Genomic DNA, 21,479 nt, shown 5'->3' with positions numbered 1-21,479 from the left:
ATTTCGGAAATTTGGGGCCTGTTGACGATGCCTATCATACGCGTTGAACTTCTCACCGGCCGCAGCGCCGAAAAAAAGGCCGAGCTCGCCAAGGAGTTCACTGAGACTCTGGAGCGGGTCGCAGGCGTGAAGCCGGAGGCGACGACGGTCGTGTTCGTCGAGGTCGCACCTGAAAACTGGACAATAGCCGGCGCACCGCTCGGCGCCCCTCCCACCTCGAAGTAAAAGCCCGGTCAGAGGTGCTCGTTCAGCGCACATTGCACCCAGCCGCATCTTCAAAATCCAACCACTCCGCAGGGGTTCGAAACATGGCAACTTTTTCAATTCTCGATGCCGAGCAAACCGCGACACTGCTCCCGTTCAACGAACTCATCGGCGCTTTGCGGTCAGGCTTCGCAACAGGCTGCGAGGCCCCCGAACGTCACCAGCACACGATGCACAGGCGGGACGAAGCGGACGCGACACTGCTTTTGATGCCCGCATGGACCAACCCCGAGGAGGAACGTCAGTTCCTTGGAGTAAAAATTGTCACCGTTGTCCCGGGCAATGCCGGGCGCGGGCTTCCCGGACTCGTGTCGACCTATATCCTGTACGACGGCCTTACCGGAACACAGCTGGCGTTGATGGACGGCAACACCGTCACCGGGCGGCGCACGGTTGCCACCTCTGCGCTCGCGGCGAAATTTTTGTCACGGCAGAATTCGTCGAACCTGGTCGTGATCGGTGCGGGACGTGTGGGGAGCCTCGTCGCGGAAGCTTATCGGGCTATCCGGCCCATTGAACACGTCTCGGTCTGGGACATGAATGCCGATGCGTCACAGCGCCTGGTCCAGAACCTTTCTTCGATGGGCATACGAGCGTCTGTCGCCGATGACTTGCGGCAGGCCGTCGAAGGTGCCGATATCGTCAGTGCAGCCACGCTTGCCACGGAGCCCGTCATCAAGGGCGAGTGGCTGCGGCCGGGAACCCATGTCGATCTGATCGGAGCGTTCACGCCCCGCATGAGAGAGGCAGATGACGTCACGATTTCCAAGGCTCGGCTCTTCATCGACACGCCGGAAGCATTCCATGAAGCGGGCGACCTGGTGCAGCCGATCGAGGCAGGCTTTATCACCAAGAGTCACGTTCTGGGGACACTCGCAGACCTCTGCCGGGCCGACAGGTTTGCCCGTGAGAGTGACGAAGAGATCACGTGCTTCAAGACCGTGGGGTCCGGTCTCGCTGATTTGACCGCAGCGAAGCTCGTCTTACGGACACTCGAGGCCAACCTGGCAGCAGGGTGACGCCAGCGCCCATCTAGCGCTTCCGTCGAAACCTTGGCGGACCGCTCGACAGTGGCGCAGAACTGCATCTGGACCGCGTCAGCTTCGTTGAAGCCGACCGCGAAGAGAACGTTCTTTGCAACATCGAGGAATGCATAGCGTTCGGCGGCATAGAGGCGAGTCAGCCGTCAGCTAGTCGCTTATCAGGTTCCGAAACTGGCTCCGCGGTGATCGGAAAATCTTGCAGAACAGTTTCACTTGATGTTGGCATCCTCTCAGCCTCTTCGAGCCAAGCCCAAAGGCTTGATCGCCTTGCCACGACGCTCGCGCCCACTCATCACTCCAGACAACTATGAACCGGTATGGTCATCTCTTTCCTGACGAGCGCCACCATACTAAAATGGATGAAATTTCGACGAGATATTTCTGAATGGCGCATATCTGTCACACGGAGATATCTCCGTGCACAACAATTGTTCGAAAACCAAGTTCTTTCAAGCTGAGGCGACGGCGAATCCATGCAACATGGATACTATATGGCATCCCTTTGAGATAACGCAGATTATCCAGCGATGCGCGGGACTTCCTGCCTCGTTCAGAAACGGACTGTCGGCATCGGGCAAAAGGAAAGGCGACCCACGGCGGACTGAAAGCCTGCCGGGCTCTTCATTTTCAAACTGGCGAGCCGACCAGCGGGGCCGGCTCCGGCTGACGCAAGGCTGGCGTAGGATTAGCTATCAACCTGTGAAAAGCGCGCGTAATCGCGCAAAGAGGCTGGTTCGCCCGTCTAAAACCTCGCGAACGCGGCGTGCTGAATCGGCGCCACTTACGGTGTTACCGAAGTGGCAAAAGCACACAATCCGATGCAGTTGCTCATCGTTGATTTCGAAGAATCGTTTCGCTTCGTCATAAGTATCGCCATGCAAGCCGGCGGCTCGAAGGATTGGGTCCTTGAACGCTACCGAAATTGGCGTGCAGTCAGCACGCATTACGGCGCGCAACGCTGTCGGTTCGTACTCTGTTTCATACAAGGTCGAGAGTTGATGATGCGAGACTTGCTCCAGGAGCTCCGCCCAACGCGCCAGCCGATCGGTACGCGGCAAGGAGGAACGAAGAAAATCTCCAGTCGCGCCAATGGACTGCAATTGCTCAAATGTCTGGTGTTTCACAATAGCCTCCATTCACAGATGGTTGCTCGGTTGCGCCTGCTGACAGAGGGTTAGCCGTGGCGCCAAAACCCCAACGATGTTAAGCCTTGTCTGCTCCGTTGTCCGCTCACTTAAAATTGACAAGGACCAGTAAGCCGCCCCCTATGCAACATGCTTGCGCTACCATGCGATCATCTCACTGGACCCGTATGCTTCGAACAAGGACGCAAACGGCTCCCACCGGCCGATGGGAGCCGATTACGCAGTCCTGAGTATCAATGAGCCGAAAGCTTCATCATCACCAAGCCGGATACGATCAGTACGGCCGCAGCCACGCGCATCGGGCTGACCAACTCGCCAAGCACGGCTATGCCGACCAGGAATGCCCCGACCGCACCAATGCCCGTCCAGATCGTGTACGCGGTACCGAGCGGCAGCGTCCGCATCGAAACCGACAAAAGGGCGAAGCTGCCGATCATGGTGATGAATGTGATGATCGTGGGCGTCAGGCGCGTGAAGCCCTCGGATTGCTTCATATAATACGCCCACACGATCTCGAGGACACCGGCGGCGACTAGATAGACCCAAGCCATTGTTAAACCTTATGGCACGTCGGGTCGTCCCGATCGTTTGAACCTGACATAGGGAGGTCGTCCTCTGTTCGATATATAGGATTTTGCCGGCGGCAGGAAAAGACCTCTGCTTGCCTAATGTCCTGGATGGAGCGCATCGTTGAGATACATGCAAGTGAGCATGGTGAAAATATAGGCTTGGATGACCGACATCAGCAGTTCGAGGCCCGTCAGGCCGACCGTCATCGCCAGGGGCATCACCGCCGCCAGCACACCAAGCGAGCCGAGGCTGCCAAGTGCAACAATGAAGCCAGCAAACACCTTGAGAGTGATGTGCCCAGCCAGCATGACGGCGAAGAGACGCACGGAGTGGCTGACGGGACGAGAAAGATAGGAGACGATCTCGATCGGAACCAGGATCGGTGCAAGCACCATGGGCACGCCTGACGGCATGAACAGCCGGAGAAATCCAAACCCATGCTTGACGATCCCGTAGACGGTCACCGTCAGGAAAACCAGCATGGCGAAAGCGAACGTGACGATGATCTGGCTCGTCACGGTAAAGGCGCCCGGAAACATGCCGATCAGGTTGGCAAACAGAATGAACATGAAAAGCGAAAACACCAGCGGAAAGAAACGCATCCCTTGCTTGCCGGCATTGTCACGCAGGGTCTTTGCCACGAATTCGTAGAGAAATTCGGCCGAGGATTGCCAGCGATCCGGTGTGATCAGTCGTTTTCTGCTGGCAAACAGCAAGTATCCACCGGCGCTGACAACCGTCAGGAGCATGAATGCAGCGGAATTGGTGAAATCGATCGCGTAGCCGTTGAACTCGGCGATACGGAAAATCGGCTTGACTTCGAATTGTTCGATTGGCCCGGCCATCGAGACTCCCCTTTCAGATGGGGCCGTCCCCGATGAAACACATCGGCACAGGTCGTCCTGTGCAAGGTGCGTTTAGAATCCAAACTCAGGAAATGCAAGTATCGAGCGCAAGGTTATGGGCGCCGAATCGACGCACCGTGATAAATTGATCCAGAAGCCGCCCAGACGGTGGCATCCTTGGGGATGGACCGGAAACATGACCTTGCAGAATCGCGTCACCCCCTTCGGCGAGATCCTCGCCATACCACAACGCGGCATGTTCACCGGCAACCGCGGCATCATCCATGACCCGTCGACCCGGACGTTGCTCAAGCGGCGCTGGACGAGCAAAGCCTGGCTGATCTGCGCCTGCGAATTTCAAGGCCGTCGCCGCACGGTGATGGGCGGACAAAGCTGGACCGAACTCTTTTTCCTCGACGAGGCAATCGCGCTGGCCGCCGGACACCGGCCGTGCTTCTTTTGCCGGCGCAACGCGGCTCTCGCTTTCCGGGCAGCCTGGGCGGACGCCAGGGGCGAGAAAATACCAAGCGCGGCGGCGATGGATGCGCTTCTTCATAGGGAGCGGATCGATCATGGGCGCAAGCGAATTCATCCCGTGCCTGCGCCGCTGGCAAACATGCCTGACGGGACGGTTGTCATCGCGAACGGCTCCGCGTTTACACGCGCCGACGGTAGCTTCTATCGCTGGACAGAACAGGGCTACGGAGCGCCGGAGAGAGTTGAGCAAGCCGACGGCTTGCTTACGCCCCCCTCTACCTACGCAGCATTGCGGGCCGGCTATCTGCCGATCATGCATCCGGACTTGCGGATCAACCGGCAGATTCCGACATTGAAATGAGTGTCGCCAAAGGCGTTTTAACCATATTTTTCATATACTTGTAGTAATATCATGCCGGCTTTTATCATCCCCGATGGTTTCAGGAACGACATCGAATGCAGCCCGAAATAGAACCAATACCCTGAACTCTCCAGCATCTAATTAAGGAAGATTTAACGAATCTTCTTTATAGGCTCGCTTTTTTGAGAGAAGAAGGGCGGAATCGATCTCGATCCAGGCTGCCCGGCAGACGACCGGGATGAACAACTGTGGGTTCCGGCGCATGAAGTACCCGCAGTTGCCAATTGGACGGAATGGGATAGAACCCGTCCCGGCTTTTTAAACTGGAAACTATATTAGAAATGATTGTTACATATCAGGACGACCAGACAGGGTTTGGGAATCGTTACGGTTCCAACGGCCTCGTCCCGAGCTTCTCAGGTCAAATTGCGTCGATACCCAACAGGACCATGGGTGACGTTACGATCACTCTCGAATATTTCGGGGATTTTGACGTTGGCGGCACCACTGAGGCACTTACGATCAACATCGAAGGCGTAACCTTTGGGGCATATACGGGCCAACAGTACAACGGCGCCTTCGGCCCCGCGTCGCCGAGTACCGTGAACCTCACCATCGATCAAGCGACTTGGGCATCCATCATCGCGGATGGAGTGATCGACATAAACTATAGCGTAGGGGATGGCTTCAACAACCTGTCCGATGCGCCGGGTGTTGAAGAGTTCGTTAAGCTCACGTTCACCTGGGATCGAGGGTTCGTCAATTCAGCGCCGGTGGTTTCGGCCCCACTCGTCGACCAGTCGACAGACCAAGATGCGGCCTTTTCCTACACGCTCGCGCCCAATGCCTTTACCGATGCAAATGGCGATACCCTGACCTACGCGGCGACCCTGGCAGATGGCTCGCCCCTGCCCGCATGGCTGAGCTTCGACGCCGCCACACGGACGTTTTCGGGAACGCCAGGCAATGCCGATGTTGGCACCATCTCGGTCAAGGTCACGGCATCGGACGGAGCGGCAAGCGCTGCGGATGTGTTCGATATCGCGATTGGCAATGTCAACGATGCGCCCACCGCCATTGCGCTTTCTGCTGCCACGGTTGCGGAAAATTCCGCGACCGGCACGATCATCGGCCAGGTCAGCGGAATCGATCCGGATGCCGGCGATGTCCTCGGTTTTTCCCTCAGTCGTAATCCCGGCAATGCGTTCGCCATCGTCGACGGCAACCTGGTCGTGGCCAAGGGCGCACACCTCGATTTTGAAACGAAGGCGACTTACGCAATCGTCATCCGCGCCACCGACCTCGCTGGCGAAAGCTTTGATCACGCCTTCACCGTCAATTTGACCGACGTCCTGGAAAATCCCTCGGGTGCATCGGGCAACGACCGACTCACCGGAGATGCGGGCAACAACCGCATTCGGGGCTACGGTGGCGACGACAGCCTGCAGGGCAAGCAGGGCGATGATGTACTGTTCGGCGACCAGGGCAACGATCACCTGCGAGGCGGCCGGGGTGACGACAGGCTGCTTGGCGGCAACGGCAACGACCTCCTGCGAGGCGGTTATGGCAGTGACGAGCTGTATGGCGGCCAGGGCAATAACAGGCTGCGTGGCGGGCTCGATGCGGATACCCTGACCGGCGGCGCAGGCGCGGACCTGTTCGTCTTCCGCTCCGTCGGCGATTCTCTTCCCGCCACGGCCGATACGATCACCGACTTTTCCCGTGCTCAAGGGGACAAGATCATGCTGCGTTTCATCGATGCGGACACAACTGCAGCCGGCCACCAGCATTTTTCGTTTATCGGCAAAGCGGCGTTCAGCAACGCCGCCGGCGAACTGCGCTTTGAACGCTCGGGGGCTGACACCCTGATCAGCGGCGATATCGACGGCGACGGCGTGGCTGACTTTGCCATCCTGGCTGCTGGCCACATCAACTTCCGCGCCGACGATTTCGTCCTCTAACCAATATTCTTCTCTACCACCTCAATGAGGATCGCCTGTGCACCGCCTGGGCCCTGATAGCCAAAGCCGACCGCAATGCCCGAAAAAATTCCGGCAGTCCGTGGATGTCCGGACTGCCGTTGGTTCAGAGACTGAAACCGCCGGATGCTATTTGCGTGGCAGGCCGTAGATATCGTAGTCGAAATACGGCTTGGCGAGCTTGTCGTACTCGCCACTCTTGAGCAGCTTTGCGATCGAGGTGTTCAACTGCGCCAGCAGTTCCTTGTTGTCCTTGTTGACACCTGCTCCGGCCGTCACTAGGCCGCCATCGGTGACATCGGCAAGCATGCCGAGATCCTTGGCGGCATCAGTTTTGAGGAATTCGGCGAGCGGCGCCTTGTCGGCGATGACGAGATCGACGCGACCGGCCACAAGATCTGCATTAGCTTCGTCCTGGGTTGCGTAGGTGCGGATTTCCGCAACATCGCCATACACTTTCTCGATATAGGCGGCCTGCGTGGTGGCAATCTGGACACCGATCGACTTGCCCGACATCCACTCCTTGGTCAGCTCGACCTCGGTGCCCTTCGGCCCGATGAAGGCCGGGACGGTGGAGTAGTAGGGATCGCTGAAATCGATCACCTTCTTGCGTTCCTCGGTGATGGTCATGGAATTGATGATGACATCTATTTTCTTGGTCTGCAGTGCAGGGATAAGGCCATCCCAGGCAATCTCGACGATCACGCACTCGCGCTTGATGTCGGCGCAGATTGCCTTACCGAGATCGATTTCGAACCCCTTCCAGGTACCATCGGCTTCTTTCCATTCGAAGGGCGCGTAGGGCTCAGGCGCCATGCCGATCTTGAGAGGCTCGGCATGCGCGGCGGTGAGCGCGGCAAGCGACATGCAGGCAGTGAAGGCAAGTGTCAGCAGTCGGTTCATCAATACACTCCATAGCGATGCTGTTGACGTTGGTCAGCATTTCCAGCACCAACAGATCACACTCCCGAAGCCCAGACAATTGAATTTGACGACTGTTCAGTCTTGTTCGATTATCACTAGGCTAAGGCCCTGTTGATCCGATCCGACCGAAAAGTTGGAAAGGTATCCTTCAACCCCCGAATTTTGCAGCCAGCCATTTCCAGAAGTAGGACGCAATTGCGCCAAGCAGGAAGCCGATGGCCGTGAACGCCATCCATATGCCGATAAGCCGTTCCTTCCACTTCTTGATGTCGCTCAGGGTGGGCTCCGCCGCTTCGAACTTCGTAGCGATTTCGCTGACCTTCGCGCGGCTTGCCACAGCGTCAGCGCAACAGCCCACGAGCAGATGGCGATGTACGGTTGGTCGCACCTGTCGGTAGCTGAATTTTACATGAAGGAAGCAGACACGAAGAAGCTGGCTAAGGCCGCATCAGAACGGTTAGCGAACAGGATATAGATCACACCTACAACCCCGTCCAGTCGAATTCATAATAAAAACAAATACTTAGATGGTGAAATGGCGATCCCTGCAGGGCTCGAACCTGCGACAACCTGCTTAGAAGGCAGGTGCTCTATCCAGCTGAGCTAAGGGACCGCTGGCCGTGCCCGTTGGCGGGCTACGGAAGGTGTACTATTTTGCCAGAACGATAGCCCGTGATCAATGAGTCCAAGGCTGTGTGCGCGTATAGCGGAAGTTATCGGTGTAGGAAACCGTCTTGCGCGTTGCGTCTTTGGGCTCGATCACACGATATTCGATGCCGTTGCGCTTGGCATAGGCTTCAGCCAGTTCGCTGGATTCGAATGTCAGCCTGATCTGCTGGCGCATATCGCCGGAGCCGGTGTAGCCGAACACCGAATCGATGACACGGGGCTGTTCCTGATCGTACTCTAGCACCCAGAGATTGGTCTTTGCCTTGCCCGACTGCATCGCGGTCTTGGCAGGACGATAGATTTTTGCACTCATGCTGAAACAGCCTCTGAATTGTCCCGCGCCGGGCGCCCTTCATTCCTTCTGCCACGAATTTGTGAACAGAAGAATGACGAAACCAACTTTTCGCAAAGCGGTCCGGCGCGCCGACAGTTGCGTTCTTCTACCGGCGTTCGCACACGGTTTCAAGCCGCTTGGCAACGGTTGGCACAATTCCTTCTAGGCGCGAAGCATCTGGCCGCGGAACGGAAACCACCATGCCGCGACAAATAGCGGGATTCAGCGCCCTGCAATTTCATGTTGTGAAGTCTCTATCTCAGCGTTATCTTCCCTAGGGTAAGCAAGGAATCTTCCGAGAAAGGAACCCTGCATGTCCCAAGAACTTGAAAAAGCAGCTGAAACTTTCCGCTCAGCCATGCGTGACACCGTCAAGCGCTACTCGTTCTGGTATCTTGTCCAGGGTGTCCTTCTCGTCATTGGTGGCGTTCTGGCGATCGTCTATCCGCTTATCTCGGCCGTTGCGATAATCGTGCTGATGGGATGGCTGCTGATCCTCAGCGGCATTATTCAAGGGATAAGCCTGATCGGAGCGCAACGCGTTCCGCATTTCTGGCTGCAACTTGTCTCAGCGATCCTCGGCATCCTGATCGGTTTTCTCTTTCTGCGCGATCCGGCACAGGGACTGGTCACGATCACGATGCTGCTCATCATCTTCTTCATGATCGAGGGTATATCGAAGATCGTTTTCGCCTTGACCATCCGTCCCCTTCCGCAATGGGGATGGGTGCTGGCGAGCGGAATCGTCGGTGTCATCCTGTCGATAGTTCTGTTGGCATACCTGCAGATAACGGCCGTCTGGCTGGTCGGTCTCTTGCTTGGCATCCAGTTGATCAGCATCGGGATGGCAATATCCTCCATGGCATGGCAGGCCCGCAAGTCGCTGACATAAAACGTATCTTGGCTCAGCGGGCTTGCCGAGCGGCGCGACTCAGGCATGATTGCACTGTACCGCCCTCGACTCCCTACGCCAGATCGGTTGTATCAGCATGCTCGTCACCCCAGGATCCCAGAGAGATGCGGTAATCGACCGCCAACTGGCGATTACGCTCGCTTCGATCGCCGGAGGTATCAATGCCGCCGCGTTCTATGCCGTCGGCTTTTTCTCGGCCAATATGACCGGAAATGTATCGGCCCTGTCGGATCGCATCGCGACCGGCGCCTTATCCAGTGCCTGGCTCTATCTCGTCATTGTCATCGCCTTCATTGCCGGAGCGGCCACCTGCACATTCGTAATTCTTGCTGCGGAACGTCGAGGAGTGGTCGGCGCGCATGCCTTGGTGATTCTGCTCGAAGGCCTGCTTCTTGCACCGCTCAGCCTGGTCGACCTTTGGCTGGCAGGCACGGTCCGCGTAGCGCTGCTGGTCATCTGGCTGGCCTTCCTGATGGGAATGCAGAATGCGGTGGTGACTCACCTGTCGAACGCACGAGTCCGCACAACGCATGTTTCGGGGATGGCGACAGACCTCGGCATAGAAATCGCACTGGCCTGGAAATTGCGTGGCGATGCAAACCCCAACGCTTCAGGCAACGACACCAGACTCAGGCTTCACCTGACGACCATCGTCGCCTTTCTGGTTGGTGGTGTGGCTGGCGTGGTACTCTACCAATTCTGCGGTGGCTATGCGCTTCTCGTCGCGTCGGCCCTGCTGTGCATGCTCGGCTTGCGCGGTATTGTCTCGGCACGCGCACGATCCCGGCTTGCCTGATGATCAATTCAGCCCGCGCATTGTGGATTAAAGGCCGTCGCGTCCCCTGAAACGGCGCTGATAGGCGGCATCATATAGCGAACTTTCGCGAAAATCGGTAGCGTCCAAGCCGGGACCGACAAAAATCAAGGCAGTTCGCTCGATCGGCTCATTCTGCACCTGTTCCTCGATGCTGCCAAGCGTGCCGCGCACGATACGCTCGTCTGGCCAGCTCGCCTTGACGACGATCGCAACCGGGCAATCCACACCGTAATGGGGCACAAGCTCTGCCACCACCTGTGGCAAGGCATGGATCGCCAGATGAATGGCGAGCGTCGAGCCGGTCGCGGCAAAATTATCCAATGTCTCCTTCGGCGGCATCGGCGATGCACGGCCGGAAACACGCGTCAGCACCAGACTCTGGGCGACAGATGGAATGGTCAGTTCGCGCCCCAGTGCAGCGGCCGCTGCCGCAAAAGAAGGCACGCCAGGCGTCATCGTGTATTCAATGCCATGCTTTTGCAGCCGCCGGATCTGCTCGGCCACCGCGCTCCAAACCGAAAGGTCGCCGGAATGCAGGCGCGCCACATCCTCGCCATTGGCGGCGGCGTTGACATATTCCGCTTCGATCTCATCCAGCGACATCGGCGCGGTATTGATGATCCGCGCACCGTCCGGGCAGTATTGCAGCAGTTCCGGCGATACGATCGAGCCGGCATGCAGGCAGACCGGGCACTCCGATATCAGCTTCGCGCCGCGCACCGTGATGAGATCTGCTGCACCCGGTCCGGCGCCGATAAAATGCACTTTCATACCAATTCCCTTTTCAATTCGTCTGCTCAGGCCGGCTTGGCCCAGGACCATTGGGTGACGGGCATAGCCGGCCGCCATCCGGTCATGCCGCCGACTGGCGAGGCGCGCGCCACATCGATGCGGATCAGATTGCCGCCGAGCCGCTTATGATAGCCCAGAAGCAACACTTCCATTTCCGTCGTCACCGCATTGGCGACCAGGCGGCCACCATTTTTCAGTGCGCCAATTGCCCGATCCAGGACATCAGGATCGCTGCCACCGCCACCAATGAAAATAGCGTCGGGCGCGGGCACGCCGTCCAAAGCTGCTGGCGCGCTGCCCTCGACAATTTTCAGCCCCGGCACGCCGAACATCCGCGCGTTGCGGCCAATTCGCTCCGCACGCTCCGGATTGGCTTCGATGGCAATCGCCCGCATAGCTGGATCGCAAAGCATCCACTCGATGGATATCGAGCCGGAGCCAGCCCCGATATCCCAGAGCAGTTCACCCCTGCGCGGTGCAAGCGAGGACAGGGTCACCGCCCGGATTTCACGCTTGGTAATCTGCCCGTCATGCTCGAAAAGCGCGTCATCAAGCCCCGTCGAGAGCGGAAGAACGCGCGCATTTCCTGCGCAAATTACTTCGATTGCACAAACATTGAGCGCATTGATTTCGTACGGCACAAAATCCTTCGCAATAAGTCTGGATTTCCGCTCGGAGCTCCCGCCCAATACTTCAAGCACGTGCAGGACCGACAAACCAAAACCAGTTTCGGTCAGCAGCCTTGCGAGAGCTGCAGGCCCGTCGGCATCCGAGGTCAGCGCAAGTATCTTCGCACCAGGTTGCAAGTATGGCCGGACAAGATCGAGCGGCCGGCCATGCAGCGACACAGTCGCGGTGTCCTGCAGCGGCCAGCCCAATCGAGATGCCGCCAGGCTGAACGATGACGGAGCCGGCAGCGAGATCATTTCTGTCACGTCGATGAACCGCGACAGCGTCGCACCCATGCCGTAAAGGAAGGGATCGCCGGATGCCAGCACCACCACCCCTCGCCCACGCAGGCTTTTGATCTGTTCAATGGACCCGTCGAGTGGGCTGGTCCAGGCGTTCGTCTCACCGCTGATCAACGACTGCGCCAGCTCCAGATGCCGTTTGCCGCCAAAGATGAACTCAGCCCCGGCTATGCGCCGCTTGGCGTCGTCGCCGAGCCCAGCTATACCGTCCTCGCCGATGCCGACGATCGTCAGCCAGCGGAGCGGCGCAATCGATGAATTCGACGGATCAGACATGACAAAACACCGGATACTTGTTCTGGGAGGCACGACCGAAGCGCGGCAACTCGCGGAGCTGCTGGCGCCAAGACCGGAGTTCGATTGCATTGTCTCGCTCGCCGGGCGAACCTTGGATCCGAAGCCATTGCCGTTGCCCGTGCGCAGCGGCGGCTTCGGCGGTGCAGCCGGCCTGGCGAATTATCTCAGGAACGAGAATATTTCGCTGCTCATCGATGCCACGCATCCCTTTGCCAACCAGATTTCGGCCAATGCGGCCAGTGCGGCCGCAGCTACGGACACGCCGATCTTCGCGCTTTGTCGCCCGGGATGGCAGCGGCAGCCGGGTGACCGCTGGTCTTCGGTAGCCAGCATCGAGGACGCAGTCCGCGGGCTCGGAAACCGTCGCAAGCGGGTATTTCTCGCCATCGGCAGGCAGGAAGCTCACCAGTTCTCGGGCGCGCCCCAGCACGATTACCTCGTGCGCAGCGTCGAGCCTGTCGACCCGCCGCTCGCCGTGCCGGATTGCCGCTACATTCTCGCCTCCGGCCCGTTTGCGGAGCAGGACGAACGAAAGCTGCTGGCCGACAACGCCATCGACGTGATCGTTTCCAAAAACAGTGGTGGAACCGCGACTTACGGCAAGATCGCCGCCGCACGCACCCTTGGTATCGACGTGGTCATGATCGAGCGAAAGCCCGATATCGGCGTGAGGACCGTCCATCATGCGGATGCGGCCCTCGAGCTGATCGATCACTTGCTCGCTCCCGCGATGAACCGTGGCGTATAGACGAGGCCGGACTTTTCGCCCCGATCGATGATCCGGGTTTCCGGCGAGCCTATGATGACGCAAGTCGCCATGTCGGCGACTGTGGCATCGGCTTCGGAAAGTGGTTGCACGACGATGCGCTCGTCCGGCCGGCCCGCCGCGCGTCCAAAAATCACTGGCGTTGAAGGCGGCAGTATCCCGCACAGGATCGCAAATGCTTCGCCCAATTGCCATGGACGTGCCTTGCTGATCGGATTGTAGAGCGCGATCACCAGACCGGCTTCGGCCACCAGCTTCAACCGTCTTGTGATGACATCCCAGGGCTTAAGATTATCCGACAAGGAGATCGCACAGAAATCGTGACCCAGAGGCGCGCCAGCTCGCGCTGCCACGGCGAGCATGGCGGTCACGCCGGGCGTGACGACAATATCAATTTGACGCCATTCGGCCGGCCCCTGTTCGATCGCCTCGCAAACCGCCGCCGCCATGGCGAACACGCCGGGATCTCCACCCGAGACAACGGCGACGTCGACACCTTCGCTTGCCCGCCGCAAGGCGACACTGGCACGGTCCAGCTCTTCGCGGTTGTCAGAAGCCACTTTCTTCTGATCACCGCGAAGTGACAGGCGATCGAGATAGGGAAAATAACCGAAGAATTCCGTCGCCTTGCTGACCGCAGCCAGCGCTTCGGGCGTCATCTGTTCAGGGCTTCCGGGGCCGGTGCCGATCACATAAAGCGTGCCGCTCATGGCTTGGTCTTCCAGCCGGGTACCAATACGATGGAAAAATACGGTGCTTCGTCGTCGCTCTTCTCGGCCAGCGGGGTCATGGCGGTATTGGCCATTGTGCCACGCTCGACATAGAACGCCTGGTCAATTCTTCCGGCTTCGATCAGTGCTCGGCGGATCTTGGGCAGGTTACGACCGACCTTCATGATGACTGCAGCTTCGGTGTCGCTCAGGCGCCGAACCAGCTGATCCTCGTCCATCGTGCCCGGGAGTACCGACAACACATCATCACCCTGGACGATGGGCAGGTTTGCCTGCGACCAGCATCCGGACATGGCCGTTACACCCGGGATCACTTCGGTCGGAAACCGATCCGCGAGCCGCACATGAAGATGCATGTAGGAGCCGTAAAACAGCGGATCTCCCTCGCTGAGCACAGCCACCGTCCGGCCGGCCTCGAGATGCTTGGCAAGGGTCGCCGTCGATTCCTCATAAAACCGCGTGACCTGATCGACATATTCCGGCTTGGCGCGATGGATCTCGGTTGTCACCGGATAGTAGAGCGGCACCTCGATAATCTCGGCTGGCACCACGCCATCGACGATGCCGCGGCCATTGCCGCGCCGGCCTTCCTTGGCAAACCAGGCCAGAACGTCGGCGTTCTGAATGGCCTTTACCGCCTTGACGGTCAAAAGGTCCGGATCGCCGGGACCCGTGCCGACCCCGATAAGCTTGCCCAATGTCATCGCGCTCACAGTCCCGGCCTCGCAAGTGAATTCAATGCAGCTGCTGTCATTGCACTGCCGCCGAGGCGGCCGCGAACAATTGCAAACGGCACGCCATAGGAATTTTCCGCCAGCGCATCCTTGGATTCCGCCGCACCGACAAAACCGACCGGCATACCGAGGATCGCCGCCGGCTTCGGCGCACCATCCCTAAGCATTTCAAGGAGATAGAAAAGCGCTGTCGGCGCATTGCCAATTGCGACGACCGAACCAGCCATCCGTTCGCCCCAAAGCTTCAGTGCCGCGGCCGAACGGGTATTGTTGATCTCTGCGGCAATCTCAACCGTTTTCGGATCGCGTAACGTGCAGATCACTTCGTTGCCAGCCGGAAGTCGGGCAGCGGTAACGCCGTGAACCACCATGTTGGCATCGCAGAAGATCGGCGCTCCATTCCCGAGAGCCGTCCGCGCTGCATCGACAAAACCTTCGGAAAACTCGAAGTGCTGGGCAGCATCCACCGAACCAGCGGCATGGATCATGCGAACAGCAACATCGGCTTCCGCTTCGGAAAAGCGTGAGAGGTCGGCTTCCGCGCGGATGATGGCAAAAGACTTTTCATAGATCGCCATTCCGTCGCGAATATAATCGTATTCGATCATGTGTTTTCCATTTTTAGGGCCGCGCCGATCCGGTCCGCGCCCAGCCGTGTAAGACAGGTATGAACCGATTCGCCAGCCTGCCTGCTTTGCGCCACCAACAGAGCCAGCCGCGAAAGCAGAGGTTTTACGTCGTTTGCGGCAATGTAGGCAACAGGCTCGTTCGAAGCCGCCCCATTTACGACAAGCCCATAGCCTGTTGGCGTACCGATGAGCGCCAAACCTGATGGCGCCGGATGTGCGCAACCCTTGGCGCAACCCGACAGATGAAGGGTGCAAGATCCATCCAGCAGGTCGGGCGCATCCTGGAGGACAGCGTCCGCTAGCTGCTTGGTATCGAAGAATGCCGATGCACATCCTTGCGAGCCAGCGCATAGCGAAATATTGGCCCTGATATCACCCGGGTCCGTCCAGAAGCCCAGCTCTGTCGCCCGCCGTTGAAGAGATTCTCCGGCAGGCCGGGAAAGGCCGGCGACAAACAGCGCGTGACCGGGGGCGAGATAAACCCGGCCTGCGCCTGCGCGTTTCACCGGATCCAGAAACTCGATTAACGTAACGGCATGCACCTGCCGGTAGGGAAGCACAACGCCGACTGCAATCGTGCCGCCCTCCATCGTGTGCAGACCGCAGGGCTGTACCGGCTCCGTTAGGGCCGCAACGGTTGGCTTGATCGCAGGAATATGTGCAGCGAGTCGATCCGCTGTGAGATCTTTGCCACGCGCGGCCGGACCGAGATCGGCCAGCATTTCCAGCAGCCTCACGACGGCGTCGTCGATCTCGCCTTGTCTCAGGAGCGCTACCGGACGCGCGGACGCAGCAATTCCGCTGACAGACAGCAGATAGTCGCCCTCGCCGCCATATGCAGCGATTCGGATATCGGCCGCCACCTCGCCAAGATGGAAGCGCCCACCTCCGTCGACGGTAATCGCCAGCTTTGGCGCCAGCGCCAGCAGCGGTTTATGTTCCTCAATGCGCTTGCGCAGCCGGGCGGCCAACGGCCGAACATCCACCAGCTCATCCGGATCAAGACCAGCCAGCGGCGGCGTTTCAATCATTGGTCCCGGGGGAATCTTGACGCCTGTCTCAAGCACTGCACGTTCGAAGGAGGCCACCGTTTCGGGTCGAAGCCCGCGTATCTGCAGGCTGCCGCGCGCGGTTATCTCGAGGATTCCGTTGCCGAATTCCGCCGCCGATTGCGCAATTGCCCTAAGCGCGTCGACACCAATCGTGCAGTCAAGAGGTCGCAGACGCGCCAGCAATCCATCTCCGGTCTTCATCGGGCGGGCAAGCGTCGGGCAACTGCCACGGCGCATGTTCGATGCTGGGATCTTTTCAGGCCGGGCAAGAGTCATGGTCGTTCCAATCAGGCAGAAATCTTAGAGACGTTTTGCGATGCCGGGCAAGACTTTGCCTTGCGCCCGGTCAAATCATGGCCCTATTGTTCGAAATCTGCGCCCTTGCGCAGCAGATAGATGTCCATGATCCATCCATGGCGTTCGCGTGCAGCAGCACGGGTGGCGAGGATCTCGTCTTTCTTGTCATCGAGGCGGCCGGAGATGACGATCTCGTCCACCGTGCCGAGATAGGCGCCCCAGTAAATCATCGCATCCGGATCATCTATCTTCGCAAATGCCTGCTCGCCATCGAGCATGACCGCGCTGGTTTCGCTCGCCAGCGGAAATGACTGCGAAACCCGTCTGCCAGTGGTGATTTCCACCGGCTTTCCCACGAGATTGAGCGGAATGCGGTGGGAAGCGCAGAGGGCCTGCAGGCTGGTAATGCCGGGAATCACCGAGTAATCGAATGCGACCCGCCCGGCGGCTGTCACCCGCTCGATAATACGGATGGTGCTGTCGTAAAGCATCGGGTCACCCCAAACCAGAAACGCACCGATGCCATCCTCCCCGAGTTCGGACAGGAACAGTTCCTCATAGATGCGGGTGATTGCTGCGTGCCATTCATCGACGCTGCGCATATAGGACGGATCAGAGGACCTGCGCTCCGGAACCGCATATTCGACGGTCCGGCTCTGAGGATTGGTAACATAGCGCCGGATGATGTCGCGCCGGACGTCAGCAAGTTCGACCTTTTTTGCGCCCTTCGTGGGAATGAACAGCACATCGGCCTTGTTCAGCGCGTTGATCGCCTGAATGGTCATATGTTCCGGATTGCCTGAGCCAATGCCCACGATCAGGATTTCACGCATGCTTCCCTCCAGTCTTGCAGAATGCGTACTTAGCAGGCGCGCATGAGACATGCCTATGCTCCCAGCGCCATTGGGCGTCAAGACAGGCAAACAAAAGGCGCTGGATGCCATATGGTATTGCAAACATGGAAGAAACAGGCTCTTCTGGAGCTCCCGCTTTTGCTATAGCAATATCCCGTTTCCCCAACTGCGATTGAGTGCCATGCCGCGACAGTTCAAAAAACTTGCCTTTGTGGCCTCGTCTGCAAACGAAGCACAGGTCGCACTGGCCGAAATGGAGAGCCTTTACGGCAACGTGCCGACCGAAGAAGCCGACGTCATTGTCGCACTCGGCGGCGACGGCTTCATGCTGCAAACCCTGCATGAGACGATGAACACCGGCAAGCTCGTCTATGGGATGAACAGGGGCTCGGTCGGCTTCCTGATGAACAAATACTCGACCGGAGATATCGCCAAGCGCGTTGCGCATGCGGTGGAAAACGCCATTCGCCCGCTGAAGATGCAGACGCTGGATGCCGAGGGCAACCGGGCCATCGCCTATGCGATCAATGAAGTGTCGCTGTTTCGGCAGTCTTATCAGGCCGCCAAGCTCAAGGTCGTGGTAGACGGCCACACGCGTCTCGCAGAATTGATCTGCGACGGGCTGCTGCTGTCGACGCCCGCTGGATCGACTGCCTACAATTTTTCGGCGCATGGACCAATTCTGCCGCTCGAAGCGCCTCTGCTGGCGATGACGCCGGTCAGCCCGTTTCGACCCCGCCGCTGGCGTGGCGCGCTGCTGCCTGACCGCCTGAAGGTCGAGATATTCGTCCTGGAGCCGGAGAAGCGCCCGGTAAACGCGGTTGCCGATCACAACGAAGTCAAATCGATCGTGGAAGTTACCATCACCCAATCCGAAGGCAGCACCGCACGACTTCTCTCCGACCCGGATCATTCATGGTCTGATCGCATCCTCGCAGAGCAATTCGTCGATTAGCTGACCCTGGGATCCTTTCCGAGAGCTCCCTTTCCTTGGCGTGTACACGTCATCTAGGCTCACTCTCGCCCTTGCAATAGGAATAATATCCCATTTCGGACCGAAACGACGTGATATATCAGTGGAATTGACATCTTTTCTGCAGGGTGCCAGGATCTGATATATCAAATCGGACACACAATGCGCGCCACGCCGGAATCCCAAAGCCGCCTTGCCTACTTCGAACTCGAAAAGCTGATCGTGACATCGAAGCTCGCACCGGGTTCTGTAGTCACAGAAAAACAGCTGATCGCGCTTGCCGGTTACGGACGGACGCCTGTGCGCGAGGCAATCCAGAAGCTGGAATGGCAGGGTCTCATGCAAGTGCGACCGCGGGCCGGCCTGCAGATCACACCGCTCAATCCCACCCAGCAGGCAATGGTGCTGGAAGCCCGGCGCCAGCTGGAGCCGCTGGCCACCCGGCTGATGGCAGGCAATATTTCTCCCACATATCGCAAGCGGCTGATCGACTGTGCCAAAACCATGACCGAATGTTCGATCACCGGGGACAGTGAAGGCTACCTTGCTGCCGATCGGCACTTCGATGAGATCGTGGAGGCGACCTGCCCCAATCCCTTCATCACCCAGGCGCTGGCGACTCTCCAGACGCATTCGCGCCGCTTCTGGTTCCACAGCGCAACGAGGCAATTGCTGGAACTCTCGGTGGATTTGCATGTGCGGGTCATACGGGCGCTTCTCAACGGCGATGCGGCGCAGGCGGAAAAGACCATGGCTGCACTGGTCGACGGCTTGATTGACTATGCCGGCACGACTTCAGTCATCGGTAAAGAGCGACTTCAGGGCGGGTGACGTCGACGAATAGGCCAGTACCGTCCGCTTGCCCCCTGCCCGCCGCTTGCGGATCGAAAAGGCCATCAGCGCCGCCTCGTGAAAAGCCGAAACCAGCAGGCATAACTTGCCAGGGTAAGTGACGGCATCGCCGATGGCGTAGAGATTTTCACATCCCGTCTGGAATGTATCCTGCGTCACCAGAAGGTGACCATCGCTACAAATGACATTTTCCGGCAATTGCAGCGAAAAAGACTGATCACCGGCCGAAAACGGCCCGAGCCCTGTGGCGACGATCACATAAGGTGCACGAAGTTTTTCGCCGCTTGCCATCTCGACAAGCAGTCCATCGGGCTGCTCGCCAACTGCAATGACGCATTTGCCCAGCCTGTATGTCGGCTCGAACCGGGCAGCTTGCGCAGTGATCGCCGGGCCGACATCGCCTGCATCCAGAGAGGCATAGCCGGGTAGATCAAAGATGGGCTTGTCAGCATAAAGGGCGGCACATTGGCCGCCCACCTTGTCATTGCTATCGATAACCACGGATTTGACGCCGTGGATGCCGAGCTGAAACGCGGCCCAGAGTCCTGCGGGACCAGCGCCGATGATCACGGCTTCGCAAATCTCCGGACCGGAAGCCACATCCGCTTTCATCAGTCGACGAAAGCGCGCTCGATGACGAATTCGCCCGGCTTGTTGTTGGAGCCTTCATTCAGGCCAGCATCGATGAGAATCTGCTTGGTTTCCTTCAGCATCGCCGCAGAACCGCAGATCATGCCGCGATCAACAGCCACGTCGAGCGGCGGAACGCCGAGATCGGAATAGAGCTTGCCGCTGCGCATGAGGTCGGTAATCCGGCCCTTGAACGGGTAGTCCTCGCGCGTCACCGTCGCATAGTGCTTCAGCTTGTCGCCGACGACTTCTGCCAGGAACTCGTGATTGCGGATCTCATCGATGAGATCGAAGCCGTATTTCAGCTCGGACACTTCACGGCAGGTATGGCAAAGGATGACGTCGTCGAACTTCTCATAAGTTTCCGGATCGCGGATCAGGCTCGCGAAAGGTGCGATGCCAGTGCCGGTCGAGAACATATAGAGCCGTTTGCCAGGTACGAGCGCATCGTTGACCAGCGTGCCGGTCGGCTTCTTGCGCATCAGCACGGTGTCGCCCACCTTGAGGTTCTGCAAATGGCTGGTCAACGGGCCGTCAGGAACCTTGATCGAGAAGAATTCAAGTTCGTCGTCCCAGGCCGGGCTTGCGACCGAATAAGCGCGATAGAGCGGCTTGCCGTCGATCATCAGGCCGATCATCGCAAATTCACCCGAACGGAAACGAAACTCCGCCGGACGCGTCATCCGGAAGCGGAAAAGCCGATCGGTGTAATGCTGCACGGCAGTCACCGTTTCGGCATAGACTCCGGCCGGAACTGCATTGGCGATATCTTTGTTCAAAGCGGGCGCGTTCATAAGGTCCTGATCCTTCGGAAGTCCGGGTATGCTCTAGGCAGATATTACAAATGAAGCCGATGTTGAAGGTATCGGTTTCTAACCGTCAAAAGCCAGGCGGAATATGCTTTTGAATCTCCGGAAAAACCATGCGGCAAATATACACCCGCAGGCACGATGATTCCAGCATTTTGTTTGTGTACGAACGTTATTGGCCGCGGCGGTTCATTTCGCTCATCCGGCCAACTCCACCGGATGAGCGTCAAGTTATTAGAAGACTTTAGGAAACCCGTCTCCAGCTATACGACTTTGCGTCCGTCGAGGCGCGCGCCGTCGGCTGGTAGTGATTGTCGATTCCCGGCAGCTTGCCCTCTTCCAGCCGCTTCAATGCAGTCGCATTGGTAACAGCGAAGCTCGATATGCCACACCGTAGCATCAGTGGAATGGGATCGATCAGCACATCGCCGACCGCCCGGATTTCGCCTTCGAAGCCGAGCCGCTCCCGCAGCAGCGAGGCATGGCTGAAGGAGCGGCCATCGTTGAAAGCCGGAAAGGAAACCGCGACCAGCGCAATGCGATCGAGATACGGCGCCAGCGCCCTGACATTGTCAGCCGGAAGGATCAGCACGCCGAGATTCGTCTCGCCGGCTTCGGCCTTTTCCAGAAATGTAGCCAGCGGCAGGATCGGCTTCTCGTTGTTGCCGGCCTTTGTTTCCTCAGTTTCGATCACCCAGGGATCATCGCTCTGAAAGCCGGCTTCGTTCCAAATTCTTGTCATTGTCGGGTC

The 21,479-nt window shown here is 58.5% G+C and carries 25 protein-coding genes and 1 tRNA gene; 9 read left to right on the top strand and 17 right to left on the bottom strand.

What is annotated here, in order from left to right; all coding sequences use genetic code 11:
* The first annotated feature begins 27 nt into the window (after positions 1-27).
* Complete coding sequence (locus JJB09_RS18145; RefSeq protein WP_201661370.1) at positions 28-225, top strand: tautomerase family protein; 198 nt, start codon at positions 28-30, stop codon at positions 223-225.
* 83 nt (positions 226-308) lie between these two features.
* Positions 309-1,283, top strand: coding sequence for a bifunctional Delta(1)-pyrroline-2-carboxylate/Delta(1)-piperideine-2-carboxylate reductase (lhpI, locus tag JJB09_RS18140; protein ID WP_201661367.1), 975 nt, complete (start codon positions 309-311; stop codon positions 1,281-1,283).
* Positions 1,284-1,999: 716 nt separating this feature from the next.
* Here the strand turns inward: lhpI and JJB09_RS18135 are convergent.
* From JJB09_RS18135 to JJB09_RS18125, 3 genes are all read right to left on the bottom strand, one after another.
* Positions 2,000-2,431, bottom strand: coding sequence for a hypothetical protein (locus JJB09_RS18135; RefSeq protein WP_201661364.1), 432 nt, complete (start codon positions 2,429-2,431; stop codon positions 2,000-2,002).
* A 254-nt stretch (positions 2,432-2,685) separates the two neighbouring features.
* Positions 2,686-3,003, bottom strand: coding sequence for a DMT family transporter (locus tag JJB09_RS18130; protein ID WP_201661361.1), 318 nt, complete (start codon positions 3,001-3,003; stop codon positions 2,686-2,688).
* 114 nt (positions 3,004-3,117) lie between these two features.
* The gene (locus tag JJB09_RS18125) at positions 3,118-3,867 is read right to left on the bottom strand and encodes a F0F1 ATP synthase subunit A (RefSeq protein ID WP_201661358.1); all 750 of its coding nucleotides are present in this window, start codon (positions 3,865-3,867) and stop codon (positions 3,118-3,120) included.
* 196 nt (positions 3,868-4,063) lie between these two features.
* Here JJB09_RS18125 and JJB09_RS18120 point away from each other — a divergent pair, with 196 nt between their 5' ends.
* Both JJB09_RS18120 and JJB09_RS18115 read left to right on the top strand, forming a co-directional pair.
* The gene (locus JJB09_RS18120; RefSeq protein WP_201661355.1) at positions 4,064-4,705 is read left to right on the top strand and encodes a hypothetical protein; all 642 of its coding nucleotides are present in this window, start codon (positions 4,064-4,066) and stop codon (positions 4,703-4,705) included.
* Positions 4,706-5,046: 341 nt separating this feature from the next.
* Positions 5,047-6,666 (top strand): putative Ig domain-containing protein, encoded by a 1,620-nt coding sequence (locus JJB09_RS18115; protein ID WP_201661352.1) that lies wholly within the window; start codon positions 5,047-5,049, stop codon positions 6,664-6,666.
* A 147-nt stretch (positions 6,667-6,813) separates the two neighbouring features.
* Here the strand turns inward: JJB09_RS18115 and JJB09_RS18110 are convergent, their stop codons facing one another.
* The 4 genes from JJB09_RS18110 to JJB09_RS18095 all read right to left on the bottom strand — a co-directional run bounded on the left by JJB09_RS18110 (position 6,814) and on the right by JJB09_RS18095 (position 8,590).
* Positions 6,814-7,587: a transporter substrate-binding domain-containing protein gene (locus JJB09_RS18110; RefSeq protein ID WP_201661349.1), complete on the bottom strand. Its 774-nt coding sequence runs from the start codon at positions 7,585-7,587 to the stop codon at positions 6,814-6,816.
* A gap of 169 nt (positions 7,588-7,756) precedes the next feature.
* Entirely contained in the window at positions 7,757-7,945 is a 189-nt protein-coding gene (locus tag JJB09_RS18105) for a hypothetical protein (RefSeq protein WP_201661346.1), read from the bottom strand.
* Between the two features lie 199 nt (positions 7,946-8,144).
* Positions 8,145-8,221 (bottom strand) — tRNA-Arg (locus JJB09_RS18100).
* 63 nt (positions 8,222-8,284) lie between these two features.
* Positions 8,285-8,590 (bottom strand): ETC complex I subunit, encoded by a 306-nt coding sequence (locus JJB09_RS18095; RefSeq protein WP_201661343.1) that lies wholly within the window; start codon positions 8,588-8,590, stop codon positions 8,285-8,287.
* Between the two features lie 334 nt (positions 8,591-8,924).
* On the opposite strand from JJB09_RS18095, the gene JJB09_RS18090 reads away from it, so the two are divergent.
* Complete coding sequence (locus JJB09_RS18090) at positions 8,925-9,503, top strand: HdeD family acid-resistance protein (RefSeq protein ID WP_201661340.1); 579 nt, start codon at positions 8,925-8,927, stop codon at positions 9,501-9,503.
* A 97-nt stretch (positions 9,504-9,600) separates the two neighbouring features.
* Complete coding sequence (locus tag JJB09_RS18085; RefSeq protein WP_201661337.1) at positions 9,601-10,320, top strand: YoaK family protein; 720 nt, start codon at positions 9,601-9,603, stop codon at positions 10,318-10,320.
* Between the two features lie 27 nt (positions 10,321-10,347).
* Here the strand turns inward: JJB09_RS18085 and cobM are convergent, their stop codons facing one another.
* Both cobM and cbiE read right to left on the bottom strand, forming a co-directional pair.
* Positions 10,348-11,112 (bottom strand): precorrin-4 C(11)-methyltransferase, encoded by a 765-nt coding sequence (cobM, locus tag JJB09_RS18080; protein WP_201661334.1) that lies wholly within the window; start codon positions 11,110-11,112, stop codon positions 10,348-10,350.
* A gap of 26 nt (positions 11,113-11,138) precedes the next feature.
* Complete coding sequence (cbiE, locus tag JJB09_RS18075) at positions 11,139-12,380, bottom strand: precorrin-6y C5,15-methyltransferase (decarboxylating) subunit CbiE (protein ID WP_201661331.1); 1,242 nt, start codon at positions 12,378-12,380, stop codon at positions 11,139-11,141.
* Between cbiE and JJB09_RS18070 the strand changes: the two genes are divergently transcribed.
* Entirely contained in the window at positions 12,379-13,149 is a 771-nt protein-coding gene (locus JJB09_RS18070; protein WP_201661328.1) for a cobalt-precorrin-6A reductase, read from the top strand. The genes cbiE and JJB09_RS18070 overlap by 2 nt on opposite strands.
* On the opposite strand, the gene JJB09_RS18065 is transcribed toward JJB09_RS18070, so the two are convergent.
* The 5 genes from JJB09_RS18065 to cobF all read right to left on the bottom strand — a co-directional run bounded on the left by JJB09_RS18065 (position 13,113) and on the right by cobF (position 17,443).
* A complete protein-coding gene (locus JJB09_RS18065) occupies positions 13,113-13,877 on the bottom strand; it encodes a precorrin-3B C(17)-methyltransferase (protein ID WP_201661325.1) in 765 nt (254 codons plus the stop codon). The genes JJB09_RS18070 and JJB09_RS18065 overlap by 37 nt on opposite strands.
* A complete protein-coding gene (locus JJB09_RS18060; RefSeq protein ID WP_210341764.1) occupies positions 13,874-14,602 on the bottom strand; it encodes a precorrin-2 C(20)-methyltransferase in 729 nt (242 codons plus the stop codon). The genes JJB09_RS18065 and JJB09_RS18060 overlap by 4 nt, the downstream gene beginning before the upstream one ends.
* A 5-nt stretch (positions 14,603-14,607) precedes the next feature.
* Positions 14,608-15,240, bottom strand: a complete 633-nt coding sequence (locus JJB09_RS18055) for a precorrin-8X methylmutase (RefSeq protein ID WP_201661319.1) — start codon at positions 15,238-15,240, stop codon at positions 14,608-14,610.
* Positions 15,237-16,589: a precorrin-3B synthase gene (cobG, locus tag JJB09_RS18050; protein WP_201661316.1), complete on the bottom strand. Its 1,353-nt coding sequence runs from the start codon at positions 16,587-16,589 to the stop codon at positions 15,237-15,239. Before cobG ends, JJB09_RS18055 begins: the two co-directional genes overlap by 4 nt.
* Before the next feature lie 83 nt (positions 16,590-16,672).
* Positions 16,673-17,443 (bottom strand): precorrin-6A synthase (deacetylating), encoded by a 771-nt coding sequence (cobF, locus tag JJB09_RS18045; RefSeq protein WP_201661313.1) that lies wholly within the window; start codon positions 17,441-17,443, stop codon positions 16,673-16,675.
* A gap of 202 nt (positions 17,444-17,645) precedes the next feature.
* On the opposite strand from cobF, the gene JJB09_RS18040 reads away from it, so the two are divergent.
* Together JJB09_RS18040 and JJB09_RS18035 are read left to right on the top strand one after the other, a co-directional pair.
* Positions 17,646-18,419, top strand: a complete 774-nt coding sequence (locus JJB09_RS18040; protein ID WP_201661310.1) for an NAD kinase — start codon at positions 17,646-17,648, stop codon at positions 18,417-18,419.
* A 180-nt stretch (positions 18,420-18,599) separates the two neighbouring features.
* Positions 18,600-19,268, top strand: a complete 669-nt coding sequence (locus JJB09_RS18035; protein ID WP_201661307.1) for a GntR family transcriptional regulator — start codon at positions 18,600-18,602, stop codon at positions 19,266-19,268.
* On the opposite strand, the gene JJB09_RS18030 is transcribed toward JJB09_RS18035, so the two are convergent.
* The 3 genes from JJB09_RS18030 to JJB09_RS18020 form a co-directional block, all read right to left on the bottom strand.
* Positions 19,233-19,889 (bottom strand): NAD(P)-binding protein, encoded by a 657-nt coding sequence (locus JJB09_RS18030; protein WP_201661305.1) that lies wholly within the window; start codon positions 19,887-19,889, stop codon positions 19,233-19,235. The genes JJB09_RS18035 and JJB09_RS18030 overlap by 36 nt on opposite strands.
* Before the next feature lie 11 nt (positions 19,890-19,900).
* Positions 19,901-20,713 (bottom strand): ferredoxin--NADP reductase, encoded by an 813-nt coding sequence (locus tag JJB09_RS18025; RefSeq protein WP_201661302.1) that lies wholly within the window; start codon positions 20,711-20,713, stop codon positions 19,901-19,903.
* 259 nt (positions 20,714-20,972) lie between these two features.
* On the bottom strand, positions 20,973-21,470 hold the full coding sequence (locus JJB09_RS18020) for a DUF934 domain-containing protein (protein ID WP_201661299.1): 498 nt from the start codon (positions 21,468-21,470) through the stop codon (positions 20,973-20,975).
* Between the last annotated feature and the right edge of the window lie 9 nt (positions 21,471-21,479).

It is taken from the genome of Phytoamicus setariae (assembly GCF_016722925.1).
Taxonomy (GTDB): Bacteria; Pseudomonadota; Alphaproteobacteria; order Rhizobiales; family Rhizobiaceae; genus Rhizobium_E; species Rhizobium_E setariae.
This window is presented reverse-complemented; position numbering and strand designations above follow the sequence as displayed.